Here is a 14,703-nt window from a genome sequence, read left to right on the forward strand (position 1 = left end):
CCGCCAGGGTTTCGCGCGGAGACGCGGAAGGGGTCCGTTGTGGGCCGCGGAGGCGAGTGGGGCCGGCATGTTTCACGTTGCCACTCACGTCATTCCAGCGAAGGCTGGAATCTCGCCGTAAGGAAGGGCGCGCCTCACCGCAGGAGACCCCAGCCTGCGCTGGGGTGACGGTTGTTCGGATGGGTACGTTGCTCCCCGCCCCTGCCTTTTGCTTCGCCACCCCCCTCCGTTCGCTTCGAGCGGAGGTTCGAGCTTGTCGAGAACCGTAGTCGAGAAGGCGCTGCCCAAAGCGAACGAGTTCTCGACGGACGCTTCTCGACAAGCTCGAAGCTGCTCGAACCGAACGGAGTGGGTAAGGACCCAGCGGATTTGGCGAAAGCGTCGAATGGGCGAGGGTCAGCCGCGCACGACGCCCGTCTCGCTGAACGGTTTCGGCTCTTTCGGCGGCACGGCGCTGTCGTTCAGCTGGCATTGCCAGAAGCCGACATCGATCCACCGCCCCTGCTTGAACCCGATCTCGCGGTAGACGCCCGCGCGGCGAAAGCCGACCGCTTCGTGCAGCGTGATCGAGGCGTCGTTGGGGAGCGACAGCACGCCGATCGCCTGGGTAAATCCCTGCGCGCGGAGCGTGTCGACCAGCGCTTCGTAGAGCAGCCGCCCGGTGCCCTTCTGCTGCGCGCCGCCAGCCATGTAGATCGAGGTTTCGACGACATAGCGGTACGCCGGGCGATCGCGGAATTTGGTGGCATAGGCATAGCCCAGCACCGCGTCGCCGTCGGCCGCGCCGGTCGTCGCGACCATCCACGGGTAGAAGCCGTCGCTGTGCGCCATCCGGCTGCGGATCGCGCGGGCATCGGGGGCGTCGGTTTCGAACGACACCGTCCCGCCCAGCACATAGGGCGCGTAGATCGCGGCGATCGCGGCGGCGTCCTCCGCGCGGGCGGGGCGGATCGCGATCATAGCCCCAGCCGCGCCACGAGCAGGTCGAACAGCGACGCGTCCTCCGCCGATACGGCGACCGGCCCCAGCCCACCGCATTCGAGGCAGCGCGCCTGCACCCCGGCCTGCGCGGTCAGCAGCCGGCGGGCATCGCCCAGCGCCTGCGCCAGCACCGCACGCTGCTGTACCGCGACATGGCCGAGCATGTCAGTGGCCGCCTGATCAGGCGCATCGCTGCGCTCCTTTTCCGAGAAGCTCTTCAGTGCCTTTTCGAGCGCCGAGGGTTCCTTTTCGAGATAGACCGCGCGGACCTGATCCGCCTTCAACCCGGCCCGACGCGCCGCCTCGCCGATCGCGTCGTCCAGATTGCCGAAGCGGTCGACCAGCTTCAGCTGGCGCGCAGTGCCGCCGTCCCAGACGCGCCCCTGCCCGATTTCGTCGACCCGCGCCGGGGTCAGCCCGCGCGACTGCGCGACGAGGCCGGTGAAGCGGCGATAGATATCCTCCACTCCGCTCTGCATGATCGTGTCGAACGCCGCGTTCGTGCCGCGCAGCACGTCGGGCTGGCCACTCAGCGGCGTCGTGGTGACGCCGTCGGCAGTGACGCCGATCTTGGACAGCGTGTTCTCGAACGTCGGGATGACGCCGAACACGCCGATCGACCCGGTGATCGTGTTCGGTTCGGCGAACACGACATCGCCCGGCGTCGACACCCAATAGCCGCCCGATGCGGCGAGGCCGCCCATCGACACGACCACCGGCAGCTTCGCCGCCTTTGCCTGCAGGATCGCCTGACGGATGCGTTCGGACGCCAGCACCGACCCGCCGGGCGAATCGACGCGGACGACCAGCGCCTTGAGATTCTTGGTCGCGAGGCCGTCGAGCAGCAGCTTGGCAATGGTGTCGCCGCCGGCAGTCCCGGCCTTCGCCTCGCCATCGACGATCGTGCCGGCGACGGTGATGACGCCGATCGCATCGCCCGAGGTCGATACCGGGTTCGCCGCCAGCCAGTTGGCATATTTGATCGTGCGGAAGCTGCCGGTGGCCTTGGCCGGCTCCACGCCCGCCAGTTCGGCGACGCGCTTGCCGAAGGCGATGCGGTCGCCGAGCTTGTCGACGATGCCGCCGCGCACATTGGCCTGCGCCACGTCGCCACCCGCCGCCGCGATCGTTTCCGCCGGGCGGGCGATCAGCGCATCGAGCTGCGCCTTGGGCCGGGCCTTCAACACGCCCGCGCGCCATTGGTCGAAGATCGCGCCGTACAGCGCCTGATTGGCGGCGCGTGCCGGTTCGGACTGGTCGGCGCGGGTATAGGGTTCGACCGCCGACTTGAACTGGCCGACGCGGTAGACGTGCGCGTTGACGCCCAGCTTGTCGATCAGCCCCTTGTAATAGAGCTGCGCCCCGCCGGGGCCGCGAAACATCGTGCCGCCGAACGGATTCTGCCAGATTTCGCTGGCGTTCGCCGCGATGCGATAGCCGCCATCGGTGTAGAGCGTGGCATAGGCCAGCACCGGCTTGTTGGCGGCACGAACACGGGCGACGGCGTCGCCGACCTCGGACAGTGCGGCGGGATAGCCGCCGGCGAACCGGTCCATGTCGAGCACGACCGCCTTCACCCGCGAATCGGTCTTGGCCGCGTCGAGCGCGCGGACAACGTCGCGCAGACGGAGCTGTTGTGCCACCGGCTGCCCGCTTAGCAGCGCCACAGGATCGGCCTCGGTCGGTTGTTCGACGATCGATCCCGACAGGTCGAGGACCAGCGCGCCATCGGTCACGCGGCTGTTAGGCCGGGCCGACAGCGCGGCGAACAACCCGCCGAAGAACAGCAGCATCAGGATGAGCACGAGCGCATCCTTGATCCCGACCAGCAGCTTCCACGCACCCCGGACCAGTTTCACGGCAATTCCTTCGAGCTTATCGTCTAGCGATAAATAGCGGGGTGACCGGGGGAGTAAATGGCGTTGTTCGGGAATGCCGCCCGGTTTGGAGACTTCCGATCAAATGCACGTCATCCCAGCGCAGGCTGGGATCTCTCGCGGCAGACAGACCGTGCTATCACCGGGAGATCCCAGCCTTCGCTGGGATGACGTTTCGTGGAAGCCGGGACCGCCGCGCGTCACACGCGCATCGGCATCAGCACGTAGAGCGCGGGCGAGGCGTCGTTCTCGCGGATCAGCGTCGGGGCCGCCGCGTCCGACAAATGGACTTCGCACAGGTCGCTGTCGATTTGCCCCAGAATGTCGAGCAGATAGCGGCTGTTGAAGCCGATCTCGAACGGCAGCGCGGTATAGTCGCCGGGGACTTCCTCCGCCGCCGCGCCGTTTTCGGGCGAGGTCACCGACAGGGTGATCTTGTCACGGTCGAGCGCCATTTTCACCGCGCGGGTCTTTTCGGTGGCGATGGTCGACACGCGGTCGACGCCGGCCATGAAGCTCTTAGGGTCGAGTTTGAGCAGCTTGTCGTTCGCGGTCGGAATGACCCGCGAATAATCGGGGAAGGTACCGTCGATCAGCTTGCTGGTCAGGATCGCCTGCCCCAGGTCGAAGCGGATCTTGCTGCCCGACAGCGACACGCCGACCGAGCCGTCGACTTCGTCGAGCAGCTTGCGCAGTTCGGCGACGCATTTGCGCGGCACGATGACGTCGGGCATCTTTTCGGCGCCCTGCGGCTGGTCGACGGTCATCCGCGCGAGGCGGTGGCCATCGGTCGCCGCAGCCTTCAGCACCGGCTTCCCATTGTCGTCGGCGACGTGCAGGAAGATGCCGTTCAGATAGTAGCGCGTTTCCTCGGTCGAGATCGCGAAGCGGGTCTTGTCGATGATCGCCTTCAGCGTAGTCGCGGGCAGTTCGAACTGGGTCGGCAGTTCGCCTTCGGCAATGACCGGGAAGTCGTCGCGCGGCAGCGTGGCGAGGCTGAAGCGCGCGCGCCCGGCCACCACGGTCAGCCGGCCCTCCGCCGCCGACAGCTGCACCTGCGACCCGTCGGGCAGCTTGCGCGCGATGTCGAACAGCGTGTGCGCCGACACGGTGATCGCGCCCGGCTGATCGATCGCCGCAGCAATCGTCTCGTCGATCTGCAGGTCGAGATCGGTCGCCATCAGACGAATGCTCGATTCGCCCGCCTCGATCAGGACGTTCGACAGGATCGGGATGGTGTTGCGCCGCTCGACCACCGACTGGACGTGGCTGAGGCCCTTCAGCAGGGTCGCGCGTTCGATCGTCGCCTTCATGATGTTCCCCCGCGCGGATGCGCATCGCACTCGGGCCAGCGGATTCGGTGCCGACCCCATAGAAAACCGAGCAGTGTGTCTAGCGCAAAGAAGGGCCGGAGCAAACTGCTCTGACCCTCCTCGCGCAACTTGGTTACTGAGATGTAAACGCGGTCGCTTAGAAGCGGATGCCGACGCCCGCCACGACCTGATGCCGGTCGGTGTCGATGTCGAACTGCGACGTGGTGCTGCCGTCGACGCGCTGGAAGTCGGCGTTGTTGTAGTTCGAATAGCGATATTCAACCTTCGCATAGGCACGCGTGCCGAGCGACTGTTCGACGCCGGCGCCGAGGCGATAGCCGTTCAGTTCGAAATTCTCGCGGGTGTCCACGCTGCCGTCGCTCGCCAGCACGTCGAGGCGCGCATTGGTGTAGCCGCCCTTGGCATAGACCAGCGTCTGCGGACCGGCCATCAGGCCGGCGCGGGCGCCGACATAGAGGTCGCGGCCGGTCTTCACGCTGCCGAAGCCGAAGAAGTTCGGGTCGGTACGCGCGGTTTCCACCTTGCCGGTCGAACCGGTATATTCGCCCTCGACGCCGATCAGGAAGTTGCTGAGCGCGAAGTCGTAGCCGGCGTCGACGCCGTACACCATGCCGTTCACGGTCTGGTTATCGCCGTCGAGGTCGCTATCCTCGGTGCTGCCCGGACGGATGCCGTCATAGCCGGCGAGCGCGCCGACGCGGAAACCGGTGAAGGCGGGGTTCACGTCCTGCGCGAAGGCAGGGGTCGCCAGCATCGTGCCGGCAGCAGCAAGGCCAAGGATGAGGGTACGCATACTCGAAACTCCATTGTCACCGCCCATGTTCAGGGCGCGGGAGTTCAATGGACGTTTTGGACAGGCGTTGCATGAACCTCACCTAAACAGCGAAATCCGTTGCAATTGCGCAACACCGGCTTGAAAGCAGGACCATGACGACCCAGCACCCCGCCCCCCGCAAAGGCCGCGATTTCATCGCCCGGCACGGCGAAACGGTCTACAATATCGCGCAGCGGATGCAGGGGGATCATCCGCATACCCCACTGACCCGCGCCGGTTTTGCGCAGGCCGACGCGATGGGCGCGGCGCTGCGAGACCTGCTGGGCGTGAAGCCCGAATTGACGCTGTGGGCATCGAGCGCGGGGCGGGCGTTGCAGACGCTGGCGATCATCGCCGAGCATCTGGAGCTAGACTGGCACGCGGCGCGACGCGACGACCGGCTGGTCGAGATCGGCATGGGCGAATGGTCGGGGCGCTATTATCGCGAGCTGACCGGGGCGGATGTCGACTTTCTGGACGTCGAGGCACGGCTGTACCGCCGCCCCGCCCCCGGCGGCGAATGGTATGACGCGATCGCCGCGCGGGTCGGCAGTTGGGCGGCGGACACCGCCGACGATCCGGGCGACCGGCTGGTCATCATGCACGGCATGTCGAGCCGGGTGCTGCGGGGGCTTCTGACCGGCAAGGCCGTCGATCCGCGGTTCGACGCGCCGGTCGCCCCCGACCTGCCGCAGGGATCGGTGGCGCTGATCGAGGGCGGGCGCGAGACGCTGGCGTATCTGGGCAGCGGGCGTGCCTCGCTGGCGGCGCCGGCTTGATCGCGCTGCTGCTGGCGGTGGCGGGGCCGCAGGCGATCGGCATTCACCAGCGCTGGGGTGCGTTCCGCAACGACGGCCCGACGCGCTGCTATGCGATCAGCCGCCCGGTGGCGGGCAAGACCGGCGCGCCGTTCGCCAGCGTCGCGACCTGGCCCGGCGCACGGGTGCGCGGGCAGCTGCACGTCCGGCTGAGCCGGGAGAAGAGCGACCGGGCGCGCGTGGTGTTGGCGATCGGCGACCGCCGGTTCGACCTGACCGCCGGGCGGATCGATGCGTGGAGCCCCGACGCCGATACCGACCGCGCGATCGTCGCGGCGATGCGCGGCGGGCGATCGATGAGCATCGAGAGCGTGGCGGCGAACGGCGCGCCGTTCGTGGATGTGTATGCGCTGGCGGGGGCGGCGACGGCGATCGATGCGGCGGCGTTGGGATGTTTTTGACGGTTAGCGTCGTCATGCCCGCGCAGGCGGGAATCCATTGCCGCCGACGTTCGTGCCGGAGTCGCGAGCGCTGCGTTTATGGATACCCGCCTGCGCGGGGATGACGGTTGTTCGGCATCGTGGGCAGCAGTGGAAATCCCGCCCGGAATCGGCTATATCTGGCGTATGCTGACAGTCTCGACGCCGCCCATGCCGATCCCCGGCCATGTCGATCCCGTGCCCGTGCCGCGCGGCCTTGCCCCGCGTCCCGATGGCCGCACCGATCTGGTCGGGCTGTCCAAGGCCGAAATCCGCGCCGCGCTGGAGGGCGCCGGGTTCGACGCCCGGCAGGCGAAGCTGCGTGCCAAGCAGCTGTGGCACTGGATTTACAATCGCGGCGCGACTGCGTTCGCCGCGATGACCGATATCGCCAAGGCGCAGCATCCGGTGCTGGAACGCCACTTCGTCATCGGCCGGCCCGATGTGAAGGAAGCGCATGTGTCGACCGACGGCACGCGCAAATGGCTGCTGACCTCGCCCGACGGGCAGGATTACGAGATGGTGTTCATCCCCGATGCCGATCGAGGAACGCTGTGCGTGTCGAGCCAGGTCGGCTGCACGCTCAACTGCACCTTCTGCCACACTGGCACGATGCGACTGGTCCGCAACCTGACCGCGGGTGAGATCGTCGGACAGGTGATGCTGGCACGCGATTCGCTGGGCGAATGGCCGAGCCAGCCCGAGGGGCGGATGCTCACCAACATCGTGATGATGGGCATGGGCGAGCCGTTGTATAATTTCGATTCGGTGCGCGATGCGCTGGGCGTGGTGATGGACGGCGATGGCCTTGCGCTCAGCAAGCGGCGGATCACGCTCAGCACGTCGGGCGTGGTGCCGATGATGGCGCGCGCGGGCGAAGAGATCGGTGTGAACCTCGCCGTGTCGCTGCATGCCGTCACCAAGGAGGTGCGCGACGAGATCGTGCCCCTGAACCGCAAATACGGCATCGAGGAATTGCTGCAGGCATGTGCCGACTATCCGGGCGCGAACAATGCCCGGCGGATCACGTTCGAATATGTGATGCTGAAGGACAAGAACGACAGCGACGACGATGCGCGCGAGTTGGTGCGGCTGCTGCGCAAATATCAGCTGCCGGCGAAGGTCAATCTGATCCCGTTCAACCCGTGGCCGGGCGCGCCGTACGAATGTTCGACGCCGGACCGGATTCGCGCGTTCAGCGACATCGTGTTCGAAGGCGGCATCTCCGCCCCCGTCCGCCGCACCCGCGGGCAGGACATCGGCGCGGCGTGCGGCCAGTTGAAGACCGCGGCGGAAAAGAAGAGCCGGGCGGAGCGCGACCGCGAGGCGGCGGAAGCGGCGGCCTGATCCGGCGTTCACACCCGCAGTGACACCGCCCCTGCGGTCGGCACATGCCGCCGCCATGCGCAGCCCGACCCCACGACCGACGATGGTATCTGTGGTCGGCGCGCGCACGCACGAGGTCTGCTGACCGCGTGCATTCCCTGCCCGGCCGAACGGCCGGGTCGATCGACGTCCATTCCGGCCTGTTCCCCCATCAGGAGCATGACGTGATGACGACGAAGGACAGCCACCAACTTCGCTCCCCCCGCCGGGTTCTGGTCATCGGCACCAGCGGATTGGGTAAATCGACCCTTGCCGCCCGGATCGCGGAGCGCTTGTCGATCCCGTTCGTGGCTACCGACGAGATGTACTGGACATCCAATTGGCAACTGGTCGACGAGAAGATCGTCGAACGGCGGATCGCTGCGGTCGTTCAGGACTCCGCATGGGTGCTCGACGGGAATTTCGATCGCGAACGCGCGATCGTCTGGCCGGCGGCCGATTTGATCGTCTGGCTCGATCTGCCGCTCGCGACGACGGTGCGGCGGGTCGCTGTCCGCAATCTGGGGTGGTGGCTGTCACGATCGCCGATCTGGGGTGGCAAGCGCGTGACGCTGGCTCGCGCCTTGTCGGGCATCCGCCATAGCGCCCGATCGCATGCCGGAAAGCGGCGGACCTATCCGGACGCCCTGGCCGCGCAGGGAGCAGACCGGGTCGTTATGCTACGATCGGCGGCGATGGTGGAAGCGTGGCTCGCCGGGGTGAAACGCGACGCCCGATAGCGACGTCCTGCGTAGAAACGGGCCAGCGGCACGCGCGCCGGCCCGCTTCGTACGCTTAACGGCGTTTCAGCGCGTTGTTCACCGACGCGACGAAATGATCGCCCGGTCGCGCCTTGCAGCTGGCCAGCACCGCCGGCCGGATCGTTTCGACGCCGGCGACCGTGACAGTCGGATGCGGCTTGCCCTTCGGCCCATAATTGGCGGCGTAGCGGATCGCTTCGGGCTTGAAGCTTTCATCGAGCAGGTTGAAGTCGCGGCACGTCACGGTTTCGAGGTTCCGCTCTTGATCACCGCGACGGTGCGTTCGGTGCCGGCGCGGCCCGGAACCTGCGCCTCCTCCGTCACCCAGGGCTTGGCATGATGCTGCTGGGTCGCCGCGGTGGCGGCACCGGCGCTCATCAGTCCGAGAGCGCCGACAAGTACGCACATACGGGTCTTCATGACGTCTTCTCCTTTTTGCCAGAGGCCCCTGAATCGTCCGAAACGGACACTGGTTTCGTATCCGATCCGACATGACGAAGGTTTAACGATGGGCTCGCACGGCATCAGGGCGAAAATGAAAACGGCGTAATTCCACCAAGCGACGGCGTTTTCGACGCCCCCTCGACAGTGGGAGCGAGATAGTATCTAGCGCGACCATGCTCGACGCCCCCTCCCTTGCCCTTGCCGCCGGTGCCGGAGTGCTCGGCGGTGCGATGAACGCGCTGGCGGGGGGCGGCACCTTTGCGACGATGCCCGCGCTGATCGGGCTGGGCCTGCCCGGATCGATCGCCAACGCGACCTCCAACGTCGCGTTGCAGCCGGGCGCCATTGCCAGCGCCTGGGCCTATCGCCGAGGGCTGGGGCCACTGGGCGGGCTGCCGATCCGGTTGCTGGCCAGCATCACCTTCGTTTCCGGACTATTGGGCAGCATGTTGCTGGTGTGGACGCCCAGCAGCCTGTTCGACGTGATCGTACCATGGCTGTTGCTGGTCGCGTTCCTCGCCATCGCCTTCGGGCGGCGGGCGGCGGAATGGCTGCACGATCGGGTGACGATCGGTCCGGCGACGCTGATCGTGGCACAGGTGCTGCTGGGCATCTATGGCGGCTATTTCGGCGGTGGCGTCGGCATGATGGTCACCGCGACCTATGGCCTGCTCGCCGGGCAAAGCGTGAAGTCGATGGCGGCGCCGCGTACGCTGATGCTGGCCACCGCCAACAGCGCGGCGGCGATCGTGTTCGTCGCCACCGGCATGGTCGCCTGGGCCGCGTGCCTGCCGATGATCCTCGGCGGCATCCTCGGCGGATGGTTGGGTGCGAAGCTGGGCGTGCGGCTGACGCCCGGACAGATTCGTGCGTGGACGCTGCTGGTGACGTTCAGCGTGACGGTCGTGTTCTTCGTCCGGGCCTATCGCTAAGCGGGTCGTCGCATGTCGAAGCGGTCGCCCAGCTCGAAATAATCCCCCGCCCCGCCGCCGCGCAGGATCGGGCGGGCGCGTTCGGTGCGATAGACACCGTTATCGAGCAATGCCGGGTCGATATGGACCTGCACCACCTCGCCCAGCACCAGCCAGGTATCGATATCGCCGCCCCGGTGATCGGTCAGGCGGACGATCTGCGTCGTGCGGCATTCGAACTGGACCGGCGATCCCGCGACGCGCGGCGGCGCGATGGCCGTCGAGGGCAGCGTATCGAGTCCGGCCAGCGCGAACTCGTCGGCATCGGTCATCGCCGAGGTCGCGTTCATCGCCTCTGCCTGCGCTCGGGTCGCGAGGTTCCAGACGAACGCGCCGGTCGCGCGGACGTTCGACAGCGTGTCCTTCGCGCCGGTGGAGGCGAAACCGATGATCGGCGGGCGATAGTTGAAGGCGTTGAAGAAACTGTAGGGCGCGAGGTTGCGTTTGCCCTCTGCCGACACGCTGGCGATCCAGCCGATCGGGCGCGGCGCGACGATGGCGTTGAACGGATCGTGCGCCAGGCGGTGGCCGTCGGCGGGGGCATAGGAATGGAAGTCGGTCATGGGGTTCCCCAACGCACGATATGGACGCCGGGTGCAACGCCCCTTCGCAAGGCAGCCATCGGATCGTAGGGTGACGCGATGACGACGCGATCGATCCACCGCCATGCGCTCGCCACCCGGCTATGGCATTGGGTCAATGCGGTGGCGGTTATCATCCTGATCGGTAGCGGGCTGATGATCCTGAACGCCCATCCGCGGCTGTATTGGGGGCGTTATGGGGCGAATTTCGACCATGCATGGCTGACGTTCGACCGGTTTCCGGGGTGGGTGACGATCCCGCAGACCTACAACCTCGCGCTGGCGCGCAACTGGCATTTGTCGTTCGCGCTGGTGCTGGGGTTCGGATTGCTGGCCTATATGATCGCGAGCCTGCTCAACCGGCATTTCCAGCGTGACCTGCGCATCCGCAAGGACGAGTTGTCGCGGCGGCATGTGGTGGCGGATATCCGGGCGCATCTGGCGTTCCGGTTTCACGATCCAGAGGCGCCGGGCGATTACAACGTGTTGCAGAAATTGAGCTACGTGCTGGTGATCTTCGGGTTGCTGCCGCTGGTCATCGCCACCGGCATCGCGATGTCGCCCGGGCTGAATGCGGCGTTTCCGTGGGTTTTGGAGATATTGGGCGGGCGGCAGTCGGCGCGGTCGATCCATTTCCTTGCCGCCAGCGGGATCACGCTGTTCGTGATCGTCCATCTGGTGCTGGTAATCCTTGCCGGCGCATTGAACGAGGTGCGGTCGATGATCACCGGGCGCTGGCGGGTGCCCGAATGAGCCGGTTGCTGTCGCGGCGTTCGGCGCTGGTGGTGGGTGCCGGCGGGCTGGTGGCGGCGTGCGACCGGGTGGCGCAGCTGCCGGCGGCGCAGACGCTGCTGGGCGGGGCGGAGGATGCGCACCGGACGCTGCAGCGGACGATCACCGCGCGCGATGCGCTGGCGGTCGAATATCGGCCCGAGCAGCGCTCCCCGATCTTTCGCGCCAATGGCACCAACAATCCGAACACGGCCGATTATAACGCGCATGCCGCGAACCGCTTCGCCGACTGGCGGGTGGTGGTCGACGGGCTGGTGGCGCGGCCGCTGTCGCTGCGGCTCGACCAGATCCGGTCGATGCCGTCGCGCCAGCAGATCACGCGGCACGATTGCGTCGAAGGATGGAGCGCGATCGGCAAATGGACCGGGCCGCGATTGTCGCGGTTGCTGGAACTGGCGGGATTGCTTGCCGAGGCGCGGTATCTGGTGTTCCATTGCGCCGATGCGATCGGTGGGCGACCCTATTATGAATCGATCGATCTGATCGATGCCTTTCATCCACAGACGATATTGGCGTGGGCGCTGAACGACCGGTTGTTGGGGGTGCCCAATGGGGCGCCGCTGCGGCTGCGGGTCGAGCGGCAGCTGGGGTACAAGCACGCCAAATATGTGCAGCGGATCGAGGCGGTGGCGTCGCTTGGCGGGATCGCCGGGGGCAAGGGCGGCTTCTGGGAGGATGTCGCTGGGTATGACTGGTATGCCGGGATTTAAGTAAGGGTTTCCACGCGAAGGCGCGAAGACGCGGAAGGCTCGCGTTTCGGATGACGCGCCCCCGCGGCAGCGGCCTTATCGAACGTTGAAGCGATCGAACCGGCCTCCCGATCGCGCTGCCATCGCTCGGTGGGCGACCTCTCTGCGCCTCTGCGTCTCTGCGCGAACCACCTTCTTCTTCTCCGCGTCTTCGCGCCTTCGCGCCTTCGCGCCTTCGCGTGAAACCAATCTTCTTCTTCGATCGAGGGAGACCCCGGCCTGCGCTGGGGTGACGTTGGGGGAGCACGTCTGCGACCGGCGGTAACGCTTGTGGCTCTGGATCCCCGCCTGCGCGGGGATACCGTCCCACGGAGCCACGCCCACGAAAAAGGGGCCCGCGTTGCCGCGAGCCCCCTTCCCTTCACGCCGAAGCGTGTGCCGATCAGTTGTCGGTGATGAACGACGGCAGGCCGGCGTTGCCGCCGTCTTCCTTGCCCTCTTCACGACGCGGACGATCGCCACGGTCGCGGCGCGGGCCGCGGTCGCCGGCGTCACGGCGGGGACCACGATCGCCGCCTTCGCCGCGGGGACCACGATCGCCGCCGTCACGACGCGGACCACGCGGGCCACGGTCGCCGCCTTCGCGCGGTTCGCGCGCCGGACGGGTGTCTTCCAGCTCGGCGCCGGTTTCCTGATCGACGACGCGCATCGACAGGCGCACCTTGCCGCGCGGATCGACTTCGAGGACCTTGACCTTCACTTCCTGCCCTTCGGACAGGACGTCGGCGACCTTCTCGACCCGCTCGTTGCGGATTTCCGAAACGTGGACGAGGCCGTCCTTGCCGCCCATGAAGTTCACGAACGCGCCGAAATCGACGAGGTTGACGACCTTGCCGTTGTAGACCTTGCCGACCTCGGCCTCTTCGACCAGCCCCTTGATCCAGTTGATCGCGGCTTCGATCTGCGCCGGATCCGACGACGACACCTTGATGACGCCCTCGTCGTCGATGTCGACCTTCGCGCCGGTCGTCGCGACGATCTCGCGGATGACCTTGCCGCCGGTGCCGATGACTTCACGGATCTTCGACTTGTCGATCGTGAAGGTCTCGATGCGCGGGGCGTGCGCCGACAGTTCGGTGCGGGTCTCGCCCAGCGCCTTGGCCATTTCGCCGAGGATGTGCGCGCGGCCTTCATTGGCCTGTGCCAGCGCGACCTTCATGATCTCTTCGGTGATACCGGCGATCTTGATGTCCATCTGGAGCGAGGTGATGCCCTCGCTGGTGCCGGCGACCTTGAAGTCCATGTCGCCCAAGTGGTCCTCGTCGCCGAGGATATCGCTGATGACCGCGAAATCCTTGCCTTCGAGGATCAGGCCCATGGCGATGCCCGACACCGGACGCTTCAGCGGCACGCCGGCGTCCATCATCGACAGCGAACCGCCGCAGACCGTCGCCATCGACGACGAGCCGTTCGACTCGGTGATGTCCGACAGGACGCGGATCGTGTAGGGGAACTCGTCCTTGGTCGGCAGCACCGGGTTCAGCGCGCGCCAGGCGAGCTTGCCGTGACCGACTTCGCGACGCCCCGGCGCGCCGAAGCGACCGACTTCACCGACCGAATAGGGCGGGAAGTTATAGTGCAGCATGAAGCGTTCGTAGTGCAGGCCGTTCAGCCCGTCGATCATCTGCTCCGCATCCTTGGTGCCCAGCGTCGTGGTGCAGATCGCCTGCGTCTCGCCACGGGTGAACAGTGCCGAACCGTGGGCGCGCGGCAGGAAGTGGACCATCGCCTCGATCGGGCGGACCGTCTTCGTATCGCGACCGTCGATGCGGCGGCCGTCCTTCAGGATGGCGGTGCGGACGATCTCGGCTTCCAGCTTCTTCACGAGCTTGAGCGTGCCGAGATACTGCGCCGGATCGCTTTCCTTGAGGTCGGCCAGCGCTTCACGGGCCTTGGTGCGGGCGTCGTTGATCGCGTTCTGGCGCGCCTGCTTGTCGGTCAGCTTGTAGGCCGCCGTCAGGTCCTTGCCGATCAGCGTCTTCAGCTTCTTCTTGGCGGCCGACTGGTCGGCGACCGGCTGGAGCTCCCACGGGTCCTTGGCGGCCTGTTCAGCGAGATCGATGATGCAGTTCACGATCTTCTTCGACGCGTTGTGCGCGAACACGACGGCGCCCAGCATGACCTCTTCCGACAGCTCCTTGGCTTCGGATTCGACCATCATCACCGCATCACCGGTGGCGGCGACGACGAGGTCGAGGTCACCGGTCTTCACCTGCTCCAGTGTCGGGTTCAGCACGTATTCGCCATCGACATAACCGACGCGCGCCGCGCCGATCGGCCCCATGAACGGCACGCCCGAAATGGTCAGTGCTGCGGACGCGGCGATCATCGCGACGATGTCGGGCTCGTTCTCGCCGTCATAGCTCAGCACCTGGGCGATGACGTTGATTTCGTTGTAGAAGCCTTCGGGGAACAGCGGGCGGATCGGACGATCGATCAGGCGGCTGACCAGCGTTTCCTTTTCGGTCGCACCGCGCTCGCGCTTGAAGAAGCCGCCGGGGATGCGGCCCGCGGCCGAGTATTTTTCCTGATAGTGGACGGTCAGCGGGAAGAAGTCCTGCCCTTCCTTGACCGAGCGTGCGGCGGTGACCGCGCACAGCACCACGGTTTCACCCAACGTCGCGATGACCGCGCCGTCGGCCTGGCGGGCGACGCGGCCCGTTTCGAGGGTCAGCGTCTTGCCGCCCAGGTCCATGGTGCTTTTCTTGATATCGAACATGTCGTTTCCTTCGCGTCCGGCGGCCCTATGCGCGCCGGGGCAGCTTGGGTGGAGGTCCACCCCTTGGATCGAGCCGTT

15 protein-coding genes are annotated in these 14,703 nt (G+C 66.6%); 7 read left to right on the plus strand and 8 right to left on the minus strand.

Features of this window, described 5'->3' with window-relative positions:
* Window positions 1–396 precede the first annotated feature (396 nt).
* The 4 genes from MF610_RS10255 to MF610_RS10270 all read right to left on the minus strand — a co-directional run bounded on the left by MF610_RS10255 (window position 397) and on the right by MF610_RS10270 (window position 4,985).
* On the minus strand, window positions 397–960 hold the full coding sequence (locus tag MF610_RS10255) for a GNAT family N-acetyltransferase (RefSeq protein ID WP_242195881.1): 564 nt from the start codon (window positions 958–960) through the stop codon (window positions 397–399).
* Complete coding sequence (gene sppA, locus MF610_RS10260) at window positions 957–2,840, minus strand: signal peptide peptidase SppA (protein WP_242195883.1); 1,884 nt, start codon at window positions 2,838–2,840, stop codon at window positions 957–959. The genes MF610_RS10255 and sppA overlap by 4 nt, the downstream gene beginning before the upstream one ends.
* A 218-nt stretch (window positions 2,841–3,058) precedes the next feature.
* Window positions 3,059–4,171: a DNA polymerase III subunit beta gene (dnaN, locus tag MF610_RS10265; protein ID WP_242195886.1), complete on the minus strand. Its 1,113-nt coding sequence runs from the start codon at window positions 4,169–4,171 to the stop codon at window positions 3,059–3,061.
* A gap of 157 nt (window positions 4,172–4,328) precedes the next feature.
* A complete protein-coding gene (locus MF610_RS10270; RefSeq protein WP_242195889.1) occupies window positions 4,329–4,985 on the minus strand; it encodes an outer membrane protein in 657 nt (218 codons plus the stop codon).
* Between the two features lie 134 nt (window positions 4,986–5,119).
* Here MF610_RS10270 and MF610_RS10275 point away from each other — a divergent pair, with 134 nt between their 5' ends.
* The 4 genes from MF610_RS10275 to MF610_RS10290 all read left to right on the plus strand — a co-directional run bounded on the left by MF610_RS10275 (window position 5,120) and on the right by MF610_RS10290 (window position 8,348).
* Complete coding sequence (locus tag MF610_RS10275; protein WP_242195894.1) at window positions 5,120–5,785, plus strand: histidine phosphatase family protein; 666 nt, start codon at window positions 5,120–5,122, stop codon at window positions 5,783–5,785.
* Window positions 5,782–6,225 (plus strand): hypothetical protein, encoded by a 444-nt coding sequence (locus MF610_RS10280; RefSeq protein WP_242195896.1) that lies wholly within the window; start codon window positions 5,782–5,784, stop codon window positions 6,223–6,225. The genes MF610_RS10275 and MF610_RS10280 overlap by 4 nt, the downstream gene beginning before the upstream one ends.
* A 165-nt stretch (window positions 6,226–6,390) precedes the next feature.
* Window positions 6,391–7,590, plus strand: coding sequence for a dual-specificity RNA methyltransferase RlmN (gene rlmN / locus MF610_RS10285; RefSeq protein ID WP_242195899.1), 1,200 nt, complete (start codon window positions 6,391–6,393; stop codon window positions 7,588–7,590).
* 128 nt (window positions 7,591–7,718) lie between these two features.
* Window positions 7,719–8,348 (plus strand): AAA family ATPase, encoded by a 630-nt coding sequence (locus MF610_RS10290; RefSeq protein ID WP_242195902.1) that lies wholly within the window; start codon window positions 7,719–7,721, stop codon window positions 8,346–8,348.
* A 55-nt stretch (window positions 8,349–8,403) separates the two neighbouring features.
* Here MF610_RS10290 and MF610_RS10295 read toward each other — a convergent pair whose 3' ends face one another.
* Complete coding sequence (locus MF610_RS10295) at window positions 8,404–8,613, minus strand: HdeA/HdeB family chaperone (protein WP_242195905.1); 210 nt, start codon at window positions 8,611–8,613, stop codon at window positions 8,404–8,406.
* On the minus strand, window positions 8,610–8,789 hold the full coding sequence (locus MF610_RS10300) for a hypothetical protein (protein WP_242195908.1): 180 nt from the start codon (window positions 8,787–8,789) through the stop codon (window positions 8,610–8,612). Before MF610_RS10300 ends, MF610_RS10295 begins: the two co-directional genes overlap by 4 nt.
* Window positions 8,790–8,986: 197 nt before the next feature.
* On the opposite strand from MF610_RS10300, the gene MF610_RS10305 reads away from it, so the two are divergent.
* Entirely contained in the window at window positions 8,987–9,745 is a 759-nt protein-coding gene (locus MF610_RS10305; protein ID WP_242195911.1) for a sulfite exporter TauE/SafE family protein, read from the plus strand.
* On the opposite strand, the gene MF610_RS10310 is transcribed toward MF610_RS10305, so the two are convergent.
* Window positions 9,742–10,347, minus strand: coding sequence for a flavin reductase family protein (locus MF610_RS10310; protein ID WP_242195914.1), 606 nt, complete (start codon window positions 10,345–10,347; stop codon window positions 9,742–9,744). The two genes, MF610_RS10305 and MF610_RS10310, sit on opposite strands and share 4 nt — an antisense overlap.
* A 78-nt stretch (window positions 10,348–10,425) precedes the next feature.
* Here MF610_RS10310 and MF610_RS10315 point away from each other — a divergent pair, with 78 nt between their 5' ends.
* Entirely contained in the window at window positions 10,426–11,118 is a 693-nt protein-coding gene (locus MF610_RS10315; protein WP_242195917.1) for a cytochrome b/b6 domain-containing protein, read from the plus strand.
* Complete coding sequence (locus tag MF610_RS10320; protein WP_242195920.1) at window positions 11,115–11,867, plus strand: molybdopterin-dependent oxidoreductase; 753 nt, start codon at window positions 11,115–11,117, stop codon at window positions 11,865–11,867. The genes MF610_RS10315 and MF610_RS10320 overlap by 4 nt, the downstream gene beginning before the upstream one ends.
* 421 nt (window positions 11,868–12,288) lie before the next feature.
* On the opposite strand, the gene pnp is transcribed toward MF610_RS10320, so the two are convergent.
* The gene (pnp, locus tag MF610_RS10325) at window positions 12,289–14,625 is read right to left on the minus strand and encodes a polyribonucleotide nucleotidyltransferase (RefSeq protein ID WP_242195922.1); all 2,337 of its coding nucleotides are present in this window, start codon (window positions 14,623–14,625) and stop codon (window positions 12,289–12,291) included.
* Between the last annotated feature and the right edge of the window lie 78 nt (window positions 14,626–14,703).

This window comes from Sphingomonas hankookensis (assembly GCF_022664465.1).
Taxonomy (GTDB): Bacteria; Pseudomonadota; Alphaproteobacteria; order Sphingomonadales; family Sphingomonadaceae; genus Sphingomonas; species Sphingomonas hankookensis.